At 49.3% G+C, this 16,278-nt stretch carries 15 protein-coding genes; 3 read left to right on the top strand and 12 right to left on the bottom strand.

Annotated features, from left to right (window positions below; all coding sequences use genetic code 11):
• Positions 1-25: 25 nt before the first annotated feature.
• The 4 genes from J3369_RS09500 to J3369_RS09485 all read right to left on the bottom strand — a co-directional run bounded on the left by J3369_RS09500 (position 26) and on the right by J3369_RS09485 (position 4,851).
• A complete protein-coding gene (locus tag J3369_RS09500; RefSeq protein WP_349586045.1) occupies positions 26-1,486 on the bottom strand; it encodes a phosphohexomutase domain-containing protein in 1,461 nt (486 codons plus the stop codon).
• A complete protein-coding gene (locus tag J3369_RS09495) occupies positions 1,483-2,904 on the bottom strand; it encodes a mannose-1-phosphate guanylyltransferase/mannose-6-phosphate isomerase (RefSeq protein WP_349586044.1) in 1,422 nt (473 codons plus the stop codon). The genes J3369_RS09500 and J3369_RS09495 overlap by 4 nt, the downstream gene beginning before the upstream one ends.
• A 154-nt stretch (positions 2,905-3,058) precedes the next feature.
• Positions 3,059-3,892, bottom strand: a complete 834-nt coding sequence (locus tag J3369_RS09490; RefSeq protein ID WP_349586043.1) for a pirin family protein — start codon at positions 3,890-3,892, stop codon at positions 3,059-3,061.
• Entirely contained in the window at positions 3,892-4,851 is a 960-nt protein-coding gene (locus tag J3369_RS09485) for a glutathione S-transferase family protein (protein WP_349586042.1), read from the bottom strand. The genes J3369_RS09490 and J3369_RS09485 overlap by 1 nt, the downstream gene beginning before the upstream one ends.
• A gap of 211 nt (positions 4,852-5,062) precedes the next feature.
• Between J3369_RS09485 and tcdA the strand changes: the two genes are divergently transcribed.
• Together tcdA and J3369_RS09475 are read left to right on the top strand one after the other, a co-directional pair.
• The gene (tcdA, locus tag J3369_RS09480) at positions 5,063-5,836 is read left to right on the top strand and encodes a tRNA cyclic N6-threonylcarbamoyladenosine(37) synthase TcdA (RefSeq protein WP_349586041.1); all 774 of its coding nucleotides are present in this window, start codon (positions 5,063-5,065) and stop codon (positions 5,834-5,836) included.
• A 46-nt stretch (positions 5,837-5,882) separates the two neighbouring features.
• Positions 5,883-6,290: a hypothetical protein gene (locus J3369_RS09475; protein ID WP_349586040.1), complete on the top strand. Its 408-nt coding sequence runs from the start codon at positions 5,883-5,885 to the stop codon at positions 6,288-6,290.
• Here the strand turns inward: J3369_RS09475 and J3369_RS09470 are convergent.
• Positions 6,241-6,786: a DUF2919 family protein gene (locus J3369_RS09470; protein WP_349586039.1), complete on the bottom strand. Its 546-nt coding sequence runs from the start codon at positions 6,784-6,786 to the stop codon at positions 6,241-6,243. The two genes, J3369_RS09475 and J3369_RS09470, sit on opposite strands and share 50 nt — an antisense overlap.
• A 174-nt stretch (positions 6,787-6,960) precedes the next feature.
• On the opposite strand from J3369_RS09470, the gene rimO reads away from it, so the two are divergent.
• Positions 6,961-8,406, top strand: coding sequence for a 30S ribosomal protein S12 methylthiotransferase RimO (gene rimO, locus J3369_RS09465; RefSeq protein ID WP_349586037.1), 1,446 nt, complete (start codon positions 6,961-6,963; stop codon positions 8,404-8,406).
• A 17-nt stretch (positions 8,407-8,423) separates the two neighbouring features.
• Here rimO and J3369_RS09460 read toward each other — a convergent pair whose 3' ends face one another.
• The 7 genes from J3369_RS09460 to J3369_RS09430 form a co-directional block, all read right to left on the bottom strand.
• Positions 8,424-9,419, bottom strand: coding sequence for a Kelch repeat-containing protein (locus tag J3369_RS09460; RefSeq protein WP_349586234.1), 996 nt, complete (start codon positions 9,417-9,419; stop codon positions 8,424-8,426).
• Positions 9,416-10,075, bottom strand: coding sequence for an SDR family oxidoreductase (locus J3369_RS09455; RefSeq protein WP_349586035.1), 660 nt, complete (start codon positions 10,073-10,075; stop codon positions 9,416-9,418). The genes J3369_RS09460 and J3369_RS09455 overlap by 4 nt, the downstream gene beginning before the upstream one ends.
• 3 nt (positions 10,076-10,078) lie before the next feature.
• Positions 10,079-10,837 (bottom strand): 3-deoxy-manno-octulosonate cytidylyltransferase, encoded by a 759-nt coding sequence (kdsB, locus tag J3369_RS09450; protein ID WP_349586033.1) that lies wholly within the window; start codon positions 10,835-10,837, stop codon positions 10,079-10,081.
• Positions 10,837-11,031, bottom strand: a complete 195-nt coding sequence (locus J3369_RS09445; protein WP_119501239.1) for a Trm112 family protein — start codon at positions 11,029-11,031, stop codon at positions 10,837-10,839. Before J3369_RS09445 ends, kdsB begins: the two co-directional genes overlap by 1 nt.
• Positions 11,021-12,037, bottom strand: a complete 1,017-nt coding sequence (gene lpxK / locus J3369_RS09440) for a tetraacyldisaccharide 4'-kinase (RefSeq protein ID WP_349586030.1) — start codon at positions 12,035-12,037, stop codon at positions 11,021-11,023. The genes J3369_RS09445 and lpxK overlap by 11 nt, the downstream gene beginning before the upstream one ends.
• A 2-nt stretch (positions 12,038-12,039) precedes the next feature.
• Positions 12,040-13,788: a lipid A export permease/ATP-binding protein MsbA gene (msbA, locus tag J3369_RS09435; RefSeq protein WP_349586028.1), complete on the bottom strand. Its 1,749-nt coding sequence runs from the start codon at positions 13,786-13,788 to the stop codon at positions 12,040-12,042.
• A 110-nt stretch (positions 13,789-13,898) separates the two neighbouring features.
• Positions 13,899-16,274, bottom strand: a complete 2,376-nt coding sequence (locus J3369_RS09430) for a DNA internalization-related competence protein ComEC/Rec2 (RefSeq protein WP_349586026.1) — start codon at positions 16,272-16,274, stop codon at positions 13,899-13,901.
• Positions 16,275-16,278: the final 4 nt, after the last annotated feature.

Below are 16,278 nucleotides of genomic sequence, written 5' to 3'. Positions count from 1 at the left end.
GCTTTAGACATTTAAGGAATGACTATTATTCAGATCGAATAAGCGTAATTAATTCCTGTGTTTTTTCTTCCATCAACGGAATGTTACCGCGGGACTCAACGTTCAGGCGTATTACCGGCTCCGTATTCGATTTACGCAAATTAAAGCGCCACTCAGCAAATTCATAACCGATACCGTCAGTATCGTCGATAACTTCAGCGTCTGTTTCATATTTTGCTTTAACCCGCGCCAGCGCGGCATCTGCGTCTTTCAGCACGCTGTTAATTTCCCCTGAGGACGGAAATGCTTCAATCCGTGCTGCCACCATATCAGCCAGCGATGTTTGCTTTGTGCAGAGCAGCTCTGCCACCAGCAACCAGGGGATCATACCTGAATCGCAATAAGCAAAGTCTCGAAAATAGTGGTGAGCACTCATTTCACCGCCGTACACAGCGTCTTCTTTACGCATACGCTCTTTGATGAACGCATGACCGGTTTTGGATTTAACCGGCGTCCCACCAGATGTTTTTACGATGTCTTCGGTGTTCCAGAACACGCGGGGATCGTAGATAATTTTGGCTTTATCTTCCTTGTCGATGAACGCCTGAGCAAGCAAACCTACAATGTAATAGCCTTCAATAAACTCCCCTTTCGCATCAAACAGGAAACAGCGGTCAAAATCACCGTCCCAGGCGATGCCGAAATCAGCGTTATGGGCAATAACCGCTTTTGCAGTATCCGCACGGTTTTCAGGCAGAAGGGGATTGGGGATCCCGTTAGGGAATGTACCGTCAGGCTGATGATGAACTTTGATGAACTCCACCGGCACACCAGTTTCAGCGAATAACGCTTCAATGGCATCCAGCGCCTTACCGGCCGCACCATTACCCGCATTCGCGACAATTTTGAGAGGCGTCAGGTTGGCTGTATCAATATACGAGACAACGTGGTGAGCATAATCTGTGAGGCAGTCTTTTTCTTCGTAGGCTCCGGAAGCCTTAAGCTTCGCAATATCAATATGACTGTGGCCGTTGAAGAACGCTTCAGCATCAATGCTGGCATCATTGCAATAAAATGCCAGACGGCTTGCTACCGCTTCGTCACTGTATGTCTCTGCAAGCGCTTTAATCGCATTTAACCCGGTATCACCACTGATAGGTACAGAACCGGCCTTAACCAGCTTCATACCGTTGTAGTTAATCGGGTTGTGGCTGGCAGTTACTTCAATACCACCGTCAACACCCAGGTGCTTAGTGGCAAAATATATCTCTTCCGTGCCGGTATCACCTAAGTCATAAACCTTTGCACCGCCATCAATCAGGCCCGCTGACAAAGCCAGTTTCAATGGTGTAGAAGTAAGGCGCACATCACCACCAACAACTACAGTTTTCGCTTTCAGTTCTTCAGCAAAAGCGCGGCCTATACGGTAAGCCACTTCCTCGGAGAGCTGCTTGTTCAGCTCTCCGCGGATGTCATAGGCTTTAAAACAGGTAATTGGCTGACTCACGCTTTACCATCCTTTTTTTCTGTTCTGCCATAACGGTCAGAGAAACGGATGATATCATCTTCACCCAGGTAGCCACCGGATTGCACTTCAATCAGCTCCAGCGGGATCTTGCCCGGATTTTCCAGCGCATGAACTTCACCGATCGGAATATAGGTCGACTCGTTCTCTGTCACCAGTTGCGTTTTTTCTCCGATGGTAACATTGGCTGTGCCGCTTACTACGATCCAGTGCTCAGCTCTGTGATGGTGCATTTGTACCGATAATTTTTCACCCGGTTTAACCGTAATACGCTTCACCTGGAAACGGGCACCGTTATCTATGGAATCGTAGCTGCCCCAGGGTCTGAATACTTCACGGTGGAATTCGAATTCAGGGCGTTTTTCTGCTTTCAGACGGTTTACCACATTTTTGATGTTTTGTACTTTGTCTTTGTGCGCAACCATGATGGCGTCTTTTGTTTCAACAACAACAACATCATCCAGTCCGATAACAGAAATCAAACGCTGTTCGGCATTAATATAACTGTTGTTAACGCCTTCAAGAATGGCATCACCGACAATAACATTGCCACGGGTGTCTTTCTCAGCGGTTTCCCATAAGGATGACCAGCTGCCAACATCAGACCAGCCAGCGTCGAGTGGCACCATTGCCGCACTGTCGGTTTTTTCCATCACCGCATAATCGATTGAATCGTCCGGGCAGGATGCAAATACATCTGCGTCAACACGGATGAAGTCCAGATCAGCAGACTCAGTATCGATGGCATCACGGCAAACTGACAGAATGTCTGGATTGAATTTTTCCAACTCTTCCAGATAACGGCTTGCTTTAAACATGAACATGCCGCTGTTCCAGAAATACTTACCGGAAGACACATAACTTTCCGCAGTAGCAAGATCCGGCTTTTCTACAAATTCATCAACCACAAATCCGTTATCAATTCCGTCTCCGGCTTTGATATAACCGTAACCGGTATGCGGCTGGTCCGGCACAATCCCGAAGGTTACCAGCTTACCTGTTCGTGCCAGGATCTCCGCCTTTTCGATGGCGAGATGGAAAGCCGGCGTATCTTTAATCAGATGGTCTGCTGCAAGTACCAGTAAAATAGGATCTTCACCATTTTTGGTTGCATGCAACGCAGCCAGTGCAATCGCAGGGGCAGTGTTGCGCCCTACCGGCTCAAGCAAAATTCCGTCATGGGCAATGTTCTGTATGCGTAACTGTTCTGCAACCAGAAAACGATGGGCGTCATTACAAATAAAAATGGGGCTTTCAGAATCGGTCCCTTTCAGACGGGTAACCGTTTCCTGCAACATAGTTTGTTCTGACGTAAGCGCGAGAAATTGCTTTGGAAGTGCTGCGCGGGATTTGGGCCATAATCGACTCCCTGTCCCACCGGCTAAGATAACTGGTTTCATTGACTTTCCTGTTTTATAAGTACGGCTAATTCTTTTTCCTGCCTCACTGAATACTAAGCGAGTGGCTGCTTTGGTTCAATTGTTTGTCAGTGGAAAGTCGTCAAAACCATGCAATTTTAACAATTTCGACACAAAGCAGCTTAAAAATGCCTGTTTAACCAGCAAAACGCCCGTTCTGATAGTCTTTAATGGCCTGATGAATTTCAGCTTCGGTGTTCATCACAAATGGTCCGTACTGCACCACAGGTTCCTGAATAGGCGCAGCGCTGACAATAATGCATTTTGTGCCGGCCTGCATTGACATCGTTAATTCTGTTCCCTTACTGAGTACAGCCAACTTTCCATGACTTACCGGTTGTTCAGCAATTTGCAGGCCACCTTCGTAGCAGTAAACAAATGTATTGTGTTCATCCGCCAGCGACAACGTCACTTCCTCTTCAGCAGCGCTTTGTACGTCAATAAACAGCGGATCGACAGAATGACTTTTAACCGGACCACTGACGCCATTAAATTCACCAGCCAGTATTTTCACCCTGACCTGTTGCCCTATTGCAACATCCGGCACGGCATCAGGATGGATATCTTCATATCCCGGCGCTGACATTTTTTCTTTTGCCGGTAAATTCACCCACAATTGAAAGCCTTGCAACAACCCCGATTCCTGTTCCGGCATTTCTTCATGAATGAGTCCCCTGCCCGCGTTCATCCACTGGATGCCACCAGCCTCAATGACGCCTTCATTGCCTACGGAATCCCGGTGACGCATTTTACCTGCCAGCATATAAGTCACCGTTTGAAATCCCCTGTGCGGATGGGGAGGAAAACCGGCGATGTATTCACCCGGATTATCAGAACCGAAAAAATCCAGCATCAGAAAGGGATCAAGACGGGGAAGCGACGGCTGTCCTATTATGCGGGTCAGCGACACGCCCGCACCATCTTGTGTGGGTTTTCCCTGATGAAGTGACAATACAGTTTTAGTGCTCATTATTTGTTCTCTCTGGTATGGGGCACATCCAGTTGCTGTGCCGGACCCGCCGGCACGACCTGTGTCGGATTAATCATAGTATGACTGTAGTAGTAATGGCGTTTGACATGAGCAAAATCCACTGTGTCAGCCACACCGGGAAATTGATACAGCTCCCGCATATAATCGTACAAATTGGGATAATCCGTGACCCGTTTATGATTACATTTAAAATGACCGTGATAGACAGGATCAAAGCGGATAAGCGTGGTAAACAAACGCCAGTCTGCTTCAGTAAGTTTGTCACCGCACAAGTATCGTTGATGACTCAATTTGGATTCAACGGAGTTCAGGGCGTTGACCAGGGCTTCAAATGCCTCTTCGTAAGCATTCTGGGTAGTAGCAAAACCACATTTATACACACCGTTGTTGATGTTGTGATAAACCAGTTCATTGATATTATCGATGTCTTCCCGTAACGCCGGAGGATAATAGTCCGTCGTATCACCGGTTATGTCATTGAATGCCGTATTGAACATTCTGATAATATCCGCCGATTCGTTACTGACAATAGATGCGGTTTTCTTATCCCAGAGCACAGGTACCGTAACCCGCGTTGTTACGCCCCGCTTAGCTTTGGTGTATAGCTGATGCATGAAATCGAAATCATAAAGATCATCGCCGCTGCTACCTGCGGATTTATCAAAGGTCCAGCCATTATCCAGCATATCCGGCGATACAACGGAAACACTGATGTGCGGTTCCAGTCCTTTAATTTTCCGGAAAATCAGGGTTCTGTGTGCCCACGGACAGGCAAGCGACACGTAAAGGTGATATCGCCCGCTTTCAGGAGGAAATTTCGCGTTATCTGAATTCTCAACATGATGACGGAACACAGACTGTTCCCGTTTGAATTTCCCGCCGTTGCCATCAGTATCGTACCATTTATCCTGCCATTTACCGTCTACCAGTAGTCCCATGGAAAGCTCCTGTTAAATTAGATTTTGAAATTTAACCACACCTTTCGTTTAACGTATTTTGGCAATTCAAGGATTGATTATCCGGATAATTAGAATAATCCCCGTCAAATCCGCACTGCGCACTGCATTAACAACAAATTCCCTGTAAAATACTGCCTGTCGCCTGAATTACCTTCAGCGACGCAGGTTTTATATTAAATCAGCAGGAACTATGAGCGAAAAACAACGATTTGGCGGAATAAGCCGGCTGTACGGCGTTGATGGCACTGAAAAACTGGCAGCAGCCCACGTTTGTGTAACAGGTGTAGGGGGCGTTGGCGCATGGAGTGCTGAAGCGCTGGCACGCAGCGGTGTGGGTACGATTACTCTGATTGACCTAGATGATGTGTGTACGACCAACATCAACCGTCAGATCCATGCTCTGGACAACACGGTAGGTCAGGCTAAAGTCGACGTGCTGGCTAAACGCATTAAGTTAATTAATCCGGCCTGCAAGGTAATTACGGTAGAAGACTTTGTGACACCTGAGAATGTCCGTGAAGTGTTGCATACAGATATGGACAGTGTGATTGAAGCCACCGACAGTGTGAAGGCCAAAGCGGCTATCATTGCCTGGTGCAAGCGTAACAAGTGCCATGTTGTGACCGTTGGCGGTGCCGGCGGTCAAATTGATCCCACACAGATAACACGGGGCGACCTCGCCAGAACTATTCAGGATCCGCTGGCGGCAAAGGTTCGCAGTGAATTAAGACGCTTTTATAACTTCACGAAAAATCCGAAACGCCGGTTTGGCGTGGAGTGCATCTATTCGACGGAACAGTTACGCTACCCCCAACCGGACGGTTCAGTGTGTCACAGTAAATCTGCACTTGAAGGCGGTACGCGACTCGATTGCGCCGGCGGTTTTGGTGCAGTGGTAACGGTAACCGCAACATTTGGCATGTTTGCAGCGGCCAGTGTGATTAATAAAATCACGGCGAAATAGACACATCGGGCTACAACGCGCACAATAAAAGAAAAAGGAGAACACGATGCAACAAGCTGAACTCGAAAAATTAATGGAAGAATGCTCTGCCGACGCTGTCCGGGCGGCTCATGATGAATTCGCTATTGAACTGGATTACAGCCCTGAAAGCACAAAGAGCGTTGACGACATACTGCTATCTTTTCTGGACAAGTACCACGACAAAGCGCTGGAAGACTCCGCCGTCTTTACCATTTGTAATGTCTACGGTGCGTATCTTGGTGAGACATACAGAAAGATTGCTGGCGGCGACTGGCGATATGACGATTCAAATCCCGAAGCGCCCTTTGTTGTACTGGACGCCGGAGAGTACTCTTACGCGTTTGCCGGTATTTGTTATGAGCGCCTGGTAAACGACAGCAATGTCAGTGTGGCGATGTATTTTGACCAGGCTTTGTCACGCCAGCGTCAGTAATTTTTTTATCTTCTGTGCCGCCACTGTCTCCGGTGGCCGGATCACGCCAGTCACTGACCATTAACCGTATATGCCGGCTGCGCATGACAGTGACGAATACCAGAACATTGACCAGAATAAAACAAGCCGGCGTCCAGTGGAAATCCCACTGGTCGTGCAGCACGGTCTGCATTTGTGCTGCGATACTGACGATATTTCCCGTCCAGATAAGCGGCATGATCCCCAGTCGCCAGCCGGTCAATTCCTTCTTCCACAACCGCTCCCGGTTACCCATCAGCAAAATGACTGTTAAAAAAGGCCAGGTGGCAAGCAAGCGCCAGCCAAGTACTGTTTTATCAGGATAAAGTACGGAAAGTAATTCTGATGTCTGGCCAAACGTGACCAGAGAAAAGACTAATGCAATCCAGTCACTGCAAAGTATTAACAGCATCCAGTAAAGCCAGAATGGCGGTTTGATGCGACCGGCTTCATCATAGCAATGTAACGGCAATAACATGAGGAGTGAACGCTTTTTCCTCCGGGTAACGCCCGGACACACAGGATTATTCAGGTGCGGCAGTCTAACAGGTGAATGAAAAAAGAGGAAATCGCTGCCGGAACGAAGGCTAATCTTATTACTCTGCAATAAGCCTGATATAATGTGACGATAATGTGTTAACAGTAGAAGTTCATGTCCGTAGAGAAATACACCCCGAACGCGACCACCACACTCAGTACTCCGGTCAAAGTACTTGAGTCACAGCGTAGCGACAGCCCGGCATCCACCGTGGAAAATCCCATTGCGAAGATTGGTTTTGTCAGTTTAGGCTGCCCGAAAAACCTCGTGGATTCAGAAAGGATCCTCACCCAGCTTCGCACCGAAGGGTACGATGTTGTCCCTACTTATAACGATGCCGATCTCGTCATCGTCAACACCTGCGGTTTTATCGATTCTGCTGTGCAGGAATCATTAGATACGATTGGTGAAGCACTGACAGAAAACGGGAAAGTGATTGTGACCGGTTGTCTTGGGATCAAAGAAGATGAAATCCGCGAGGTGCATCCGAATGTGCTCGCGATCACCGGCCCCCATGCTTATGAAAGCGTGGTAGAACAGGTTCACAGTCATTTGCCGAAGCCGGCTCACAATCCGTTCGAGCACCTTGTACCGGATCATGGCATTAAACTGACTCCCAGACATTACGCCTACCTCAAAATCTCCGAGGGCTGCAACCACCGCTGTACATTCTGCATTATTCCCTCCATGCGGGGAGATCTTGTCAGCCGTCCGGTGGGTGAAATACTTGATGAAGCGAAACGACTGAAATCAGCAGGTGTCAGTGAATTACTGGTCATTTCCCAGGACACCAGTGCATACGGTGTAGATATCAAACACCGCACCGGGTTCTGGAATGGAATGCCGGTTAAGGCACATATGCAACAGTTGTGTGAAAAACTCGGTGAACTGGATATGTGGGTGCGTCTGCACTACGTTTATCCCTACCCTCATGTGGATGATCTTATTCCGATAATGAATGAAGGTCGTATTCTGCCGTATCTTGATATCCCTTTTCAGCATGCCAGCAAACGTATCCTGCGTCTGATGAAGCGTCCCGGCAGTGCAGAACGTACCATCGAGCGGGTCAAAGCCTGGCGTGAAGCTTGTCCTGAGCTCATTATCCGCTCCACCTTTATTGTTGGTTTCCCGGGAGAAACGGAAGAAGAATTTGAAGAATTGCTGACTTTCCTTCGCGAAGCACAGCTGGACCGCGTTGGCTGCTTTGCTTACAGTCCGGTTGAAGGCGCAAAGGCCAATGATTTGCCTGACCCGGTGCCGGAAGACGTTAAGCAGGACCGGCTTGCACGCTTTATGGCAGTACAAAGCGAAATCAGTGCACAACGCCTGAAGTCACGTATCGGTAAAGAATATCTGGTGGTCATTGACAGTGTTGACGCCGAAGGTGCCGTTGGCCGTACCTATGCGGACGCCCCGGAAGTCGACGGCGTCGTTCACCTCAATGGTGTGCACGATGTGAAACCGGGTGAACGTGTTTGGGCAGAAATCATTCATGCTGACGAGCACGATGTCTGGGGCGTTTTGAGCCCTGACGATGACGAAGAGATGGAAACGGCCTGATCCACAGGCCGTCAGTTTCAGTCAGTGGCAACCGTAAACTGACTGACGATATGGCGGGTGTCTTTCGCACCTGCCTCACCTGCCCCGCCAATTAACCAGATGGCATCCTCAAAGCTCACCACGCCCAGCCCGTGTCGCGGCACTGGCATAACCGTAGCTTCAGACCAGCGCTTACGATTAATTTCGTATCGCCAGACCTTGTGGAATACACCACCTCCGGCATCGTCAAAATATTCGCCGCCAAAAACATAAATACTGCCGTGAAGCACCGCGCAACCAATCCCCGCTTCTGCTTCCGGCATAGGCTTTCCGGTTATCCAGATGTCTTTTGCTGCATCAAATACTTCATGCACAGCAGTGTTACCGTTGTCCACTGTGCGGCCACCAATCACATGCCACTTATCGTCATACACCACACTGCATGCACTGTTGCGCGGGGTTGGAATTGGCGTTGCTGACTGCCACACCGACGTTTCCGGATCAAACACGCCGTGCCAGTCTGAGTCCATATGATGCTGCCAGTGATAGTTATCTGTTGTCGTGGTCCGTCCGCCGGCGAGGTGCACTTTCCCGTTTATGACGGCAGAAATGCTTTCAGACAATTTAACCGGCATGGGATTACGCTTTATCCAGCTGCCGTCGCTATCATTAAATTCCCAAACCGCAGAGGAATTAATCCACTGCCCGTCTTCGTTTTCTGTGAAACCACCGAAGGACCATAATTTTTCACCCGCAGACACAAGCATAGCGTGATGCACAGCAACAGGAAAAGGCGGCAGTGTTTGCCAGTTTTTACTGCCCTGCTGAAAACGAAAAACCTGGTCTGATACCGTGAAATTCGGGGTTCCGGATGTCAGGCCACCAGCCACATAAATACTCTCTTTGTGTACTGCGGGGTAAATTTCCTGCACCGGTGCAGGTAATGAAGGGCCGTGTTGCCAGTGATAATTACTGGCTGCGACGGCATTGCCTGCACAAAAAAGGAGTGCAACTGCTGCAGAGCGGCGAATCACCAAGGCAGTGACTCCCCGTTTGCATGAACAAAGCTACCGGTATTCTCCATTGAAAGATTATCAAGTTGCTTCAGCAAACCGGCAGCGGCTGTATCTGCATCAACATCACCGGCATTGTTTACCATTTCCGTCTGCACAAAGCCCGGATGCAGTAAAGCCACTGCGATGCCTCTGGTACGCAAATCGTTAGCCATGGAGACACCGGCAGCGTTCAATGCTGCTTTTGACATCCGGTAACCGTAATATCCACCTGATGTGTTATCCGCCATAGAGCCCATCCGGCTGGTCACAAGGCCGATTTTGCTGCCTTCAACCATGGCCGGGAGCAGGATTTGAGATACCAGTAAAGGCCCCAGAGCATTTACTCTGAACTGATAATCAATAGTATGCGGTTCCTGTTCATCCAGGGTTTCCCTGGCCAGTACGCCGGCATTATTGATGAGAAGGTCAATGTGAATATCGAGCAGAGGTGCAAGTGCAGCCGGTAACGCATCCGGGTTAGAAACATCCACGCCGGTCAACACCGTTGCACCGGTAGCATTCAGCGCGTCAGAGCTGTTACGGCAGGCAACATAAACGTTATCTCCTCTGGCAAGACACGCTTTGGTCAGCGCCAGTCCAATCCCGCGGTTACCACCGGTAATTACCACATTCATAAATCATTCTCCGTCATTCAGCAGTGCCAGAAGTCGTGTCAGATCATGGGGTGTATCAATGCCCACAGGCGGTGGTTCGGATGCCACATCAACATGAATTTTGTCGCCGTACCATAAAGCCCGTAACTGTTCCAGTGACTCTGTATGTTCCAGCGCACTGGGCGTGTAGCTGATATACTGATTCACATAACCTGCACGGTAAGCATATAAACCAATATGGCGAAGATAGAGGGAGGGATCAGTTCTGCCCGGATCGGCCATCATGCTGCTACGCTCAAAGGGGATCGCCGAACGGGAAAAGTAGAGTGCTTCACCTTTGACGTTTCGTACAACTTTCACCATGTTCGGGTTGAGTACATCATCCGCGCTGTGCATTTCAGTGCCCAGTGTGGTCATGGCCACATCAGTGCGCTGTGACAGGTTTTCCACAACCTGACGGATATTTGCAGCAGGTACGAAAGGTTCATCGCCCTGCACGTTTACGATAAGGGTATCATCCGCAAGGTTCTCTTTCTGAATGACTTCCGCAAGACGCTCAGTGCCGGATTCATGTTTGTCCGACGTCATCACCACCCGTGCGAAGCCCTCCGCTACAGCCGCTATACGGCTATCGTCAGTAGCGACAATCACAGCCGATGCGCCCGCTTCTGCCGCCCTCTCCGTCACATGCTGAATCATTGGCTTTCCATTGATATCAGCAAGAGGTTTACCCGGAAACCGGGAAGAGCCGTATCTGGCAGGAATGATAACGGTAAAGTCCATCAGCGGGCCGCATCCATGTCGTCTACTGATAATTTTGTGGCGTTCACTTCCATTAACACGGGAATACCGTCTTTCACCGGATAGCTGAGGCGGTCAAAACGACACAACAAGGCCTGCTTATCCTGTGACAGGATCAATTTACCTTTGCATACAGGGCATGCAAGTACATCCAATAATTTAATGTCAAAGCTCATTGTTTATCCTTCTTCCGGCTTCAAACCGGGTATCCAGTAAGTCATAAAATTCTTCAGGTAATACGGCATCCACCGGCAAATACCAACAATCTTCATGGGCAAACGCTCTTGCTTTCACAGCGTCTTTCTCAGTCATGACCACCGTGCCCGGGGGAATATCTGCGGCGGAGAAATGATGATGATCGGGAAGCAGTTGTGTTGATGATAACGTCATTCCGTACATCTCTAACTGACGGAAGAAACGTTCAGGATGACCAATCCCCGCCAGGGCATGAATACCGGATTTTGCGCAAAAATCCTGAATACCCGTCTTGCGTCCGGACTCCCGTACATTACAAAAGTAACGCCCCTCAAGAGTCAGATTAAATGCAGGCGGTAAAGTGATTTGTTGTGGCAAAGCCGTTAGATCAGCGTTGCCATTCAATATTATTCCGTCCACAGACGTCAGTCGCCAGGGCTTCTCCCGCAGCGGGCCCATGGGCAGCAAATGACCGTTTCCGGTTCCCCTGCTGTCCATGACTACCAGCTCAAGATCCCGTTCCAACGCATAATGTTGCAGCCCGTCATCGCAGATAATGACATCACAGTGTAATTCTTCCGCCAGCATTTTAGCCCCGCGAGCACGTACCGGGTCTATAACAACCGGCATGCCGGTACGTCCTGCAATTAACGCAGGCTCATCACCGCAAACAGCAGCATCGTCACCGGGCATAACACGATACGGATGATGCTGCATCGTGCCGCCATAACCACGGCTGAGTACACCGGGTTTCAATCCTTTTCTTTTAAAATGTTCTGTGATGGCAAGCACCACCGGCGTTTTGCCATTTCCGCCAACCGAAATGTTGCCCACAACAATAACAAACGCTCCGGGATGAGAACGCTTTTTTAAACCGGTCTTAAACAACCATCGCCGGCAGGCACTCACAAAGGCAAATAACAACGCCAGGGGCCACAACAGCCATACCCGCTTTGATTTCTGGTACCACAGCTTGTTGATATCCATGCTCAGTGAGTTTCACCAAACTGTAATGCATGCAACTGAGCATAATGGCCTTTTTTCGCCAGCAATTCGCTGTGACGTCCCTGCTCAAGGATACGCCCCTGATCGATGACGATGATCTGGTCTGCCTTTTCAATTGTTGACAGGCGGTGGGCCACTACCAGGGATGTACAGGACTTTTGCAGCTGTTCCAGTGCATCCTGAATCAGTTTTTCTGATTCCGTATCCAGCGCCGATGTAGCTTCATCTAAAATCAGTACCGGCGCTCTGGCGAGAATTGCACGGGCAATGGCAATACGCTGACGCTGACCACCCGAGAGCATCAGACCATTTTCACCGATGACAGTATCCAGGCCTTCGTCAAGCTGATCCACAAACTCGGTAACATGGGCCATCTTTGCCGCTTTTTCGATATCTTCCCGCGATACTTTATCCGTTACGCCGTATGCAATGTTGTTGGCGATGGAATCATTGAACAAGGTGACATGCTGGGAAACAGTGGCAAACTGTTCGCGCAGCGAACGCAGCTCAATGTCATTAATATTCATACCGTCCAACTGCACTTCCCCCTGTTGAGGCAGGTAAAAGCGGGTGAGAAGAGAAGAAATGGTAGATTTACCGCTGCCGGACTTACCGACCAGCGCAATGGTTTCCCCCGGTCTGGCTGAAAAACTGATGTCGGTCAGGGCCGGACGTTGTTTGCCGGGATAGGTGAAAGTCACATGATTAAACGCGATGTTACCTTGCGCACGTTCCACTTTTTTAGTGCCGGTATTCACTTCAATCTCTTCATCCAGAATTTCAAAAATACTGTTACAGGCAGCCATGCCGCGCTGGTATTCATTATTCACAGTGGTCAGTTGTTTAAGTGGCTTAAGTAACATCACCATGTAGAACACAACGCTGATAAACGTGCCTGCGGTCAGATTTGCCATAATGCCCGGCAGACTTGCCATGAACAACACCACAGCCAGTGCGACGGAGGCAATGATCTGGATAGACGACACACTTAAAATTTGCGTCACTGCCAGCTTCATCGTTTGCTGACGGTTGTGGTTATTTTTCTGTGCAAAGCGGTTACGTTCGAAGTCCTGGCCCCCGAACATCAGGATAACTTTATGGCCCTTTACCGCCTGCTCAACCGACGCCGTCACACTTCCCATTGACTGTTGTATATTGCGGCTGACCTTTCTGAACCGCTTACTGACCACTGCAACAATGATTGCCACCAGCGGGCCGATAATGAGAAAAATAAGAGACAACTGCCAGGACTGATACAGCATTACGACTAACAAACCAATAACCAGCGCCCCCTCACGAACGATGGTCAGCAGCGCCTTGCTGGCCGCATTAGCCACCTGTTCAGTGTCGTATGTGACTTTACTGATGAGTGCCCCGACAGCCTGCTGATCATGAAATGACACCGGTAAATGCATGTACTTTTCGAACAACTGCTGGCGCATGGTCATTACAACCTGTGAGCCAATCCAACTGAGGGTGTAGGTGCCCATAAAGTTAAAAATACCGCGAAGGATAAACAGTGGTACGATGGCAATAGCCGCTATACGCAGAAAGTCGCTGTCACCGTTACCAAGGGAGTCATCTATCAGAGGTTTGAGGTTGGATATTACGTAGGTATCCAGCGCGGAATACCCAATCATACCGATTACGGCCACGAAAAAAGCGAGTTTATAGTTTCGCAGATACGTAAAAAAGCGGCGTTGGTTACTGGCCGCCGGGTCGGAATTTTGCATTTATTTTCATCACTTATTCGAATAACCGGCCCATTGTAACTGGAATCGGCTAAATTCCCAATGCGCGGTGTTAATGCCGGCCTTTGTTATGGTCATTAACGGCTGTATTTTCAATGCTGAGGCAGAGATACCTGTGTCCGTAAGTCGTACCAGCGGCGGCTGATATCTCTGTTGTAGCGTTTCACGCCGATCCCCTCATCAGCCAGGGTGAATTGTATGTAGCCGTTCAGGGCAGTCAGCAGAATAACTGAACCGGCTTCCCGGTAACGGGATTCAACGACGTCTTCAGGTAATTTCCAGCGATGATAAAAGCCGGACGTAAATACGGTGAACGAAGGTGATACTGCTTTTATGAAAGCCATTGATGATGAAGTGCTGCTGCCATGATGGGGTGCCAGTAGTATATCGGCGTTAAGGGCTGCATTGTTATACAAAAGTGCGTATTCGGCACTGCGGTTTATATCACCCGGGAGCAACACTGAATAGCCATTTCCGGATACCAGTAAAACACAGGATAACCGGTTGCTGTCTTCCATATTGCCTTTTTCCGGCCACATGGCACGAAACTGTAATCCTTGCCACCGCCATCGTTTTCCGCTCTGACAGCCATTTGTATTTGATAACAAACTCCGGTTGAGCTCCAGCGGATGATCAGCCCTGCGATCAAACCAGGCAGGAACACCGCCAGCATGGTCATCATCGCCGTGAGAAACAATTAGTTGATCAACGTGAAGAATACCGGCCGCCTTCAGCGCCGGCAGTACCGTACTTGTCAGTGCGTTGCCTGTTTCCCATGAGGGACCGGTATCAATAATGACCGCCCGATTTCCCCTTGAAACTGCCAGTGCCGTGCCCTGGCCCACATCAAATACGTGCAGTTGCCAGGCATCTGTACTGAGCGGGAACCAGAAACTGATCGCCGGCACCGCCAGCATCATGGCACTGCGCTTCCGGTAGCGAAACACCGGCAATGCCAACAGCAGCATTGACAGGAGCAGACAGAATGCAGCCTCACCGCTAACGCCTGTATTATCAAAGGCCGCCATATACGGGGAAATCACGCTGAGTTGCTGCGTCATCCATAGCAGGATGGTATCAGCCAAATCCAGCAACGTGTTTGTGAGACCATCGTTATAGTTCAGTACCAGCCCTGCCAGACCGGCGGGCATCAGCAGTGTGATCACAGGAATTGCGATGAGATTAACGCCTGCTGTCAGCAAAGACACTGAACCGAAAAATATCAGCGTAAACGGCATTAAAAATAATGAAATCAGACACTGGGCGCGAATAACAAACATGATGCGGTGAAAGTATGAGTACGATGCAGGTTTCCACCGCCAGCCGATGAATATTAAAACGCATACCGCACCGGCACTCAGATAAAAGCTGTTACTGAATACACTGAAGGGAGAAACGATAATACACAAAATCACCATCATCAGCAGCCGGTGCCGCCAGCTCCAGCAGACTTTAAAAATAAGCAGCAATGTGAATAATAAAATAAGCAGCCACGCGCGGGTTACCGGTACCTGCCAGTTGGCCAGCGCCGCATAGAGGGCAGTCATGAGGAGTGTTGCCACAGCAACCGTAAGCCGTATATTCATGCCGTTGTGCCCGGCATTGATAAGACGGGCAAAACAACTGATCACAGCGCTGGTCAGCAAGGCAGACCATAAAGCCACCATACCTGCATGCAGACCCGAAATTGAAAACAGGTGCCCTGTTCCGCTTTTTTGAAGCAACTGCCAGTCTTTGTCTGTCAGCAAAGAACGGTCGCCAGTCATTAAAGCCACCAGCCAGCGGGAGTAACCCGCTTTCTGCAAACGCTGACTCGCACGATAATGCAGACTGTCAGCCGGAGAAACAAGAGAACCGTTTCCGAACGCTTTGACTGAACCAGTGGCTATCATTTTCATGCTGACCATTTTTGCCCGGCTATCGCCGTCCGGGTTCATTAACGGCGAAGCCGGCTTCAGATTAACCATTAACTTCACCTGTTGATGAACAGCCAGCTCACCCATATTTTGTGGCAAGTGAACACCGATGACCGGACGGAAGAAATAATGCCTGTCACCCAGTGTCGAAAGAGCAACATGCAACCACTGACCATTGTCATTTCTCTGCGTAAACGTTATCTGCCCCGTAACTATGACATCTTGTTGAATTTTGCCGGCAGGGAGTTGCCAAGCCAGGTAGCAATGCCCTACACTTGCCATCCAAATCAATCCGGACATTATCCCGCTGAATAAATACGGCAGTACACTAAACTGTTTTTTACTGCGCACGTACCAGTTTGTAACACCACATAAACGACACCCTGCTTTCAGGGTGGTGCGGATGTGCATTTTAACATTGTGTGTGTGGATAATGGAGACGATACAGGCAAGAAGTACAATCCAGATTTTTCCCGGCAATACCGGCCAGAACCTCGCAGACAGCGAAGTCAGGCAGAATGCCAGCAGCCATAGCGCAGCGTGTTGATGCATGGAT

It is taken from the genome of Alteromonas sp. NFXS44 (assembly GCF_040148705.1).
Lineage (GTDB): Bacteria > Pseudomonadota > Gammaproteobacteria > Enterobacterales > Alteromonadaceae > Alteromonas.
Note: the sequence above shows the minus strand (reverse complement) of the source record. Positions and strands in the feature narration are given on the sequence as shown.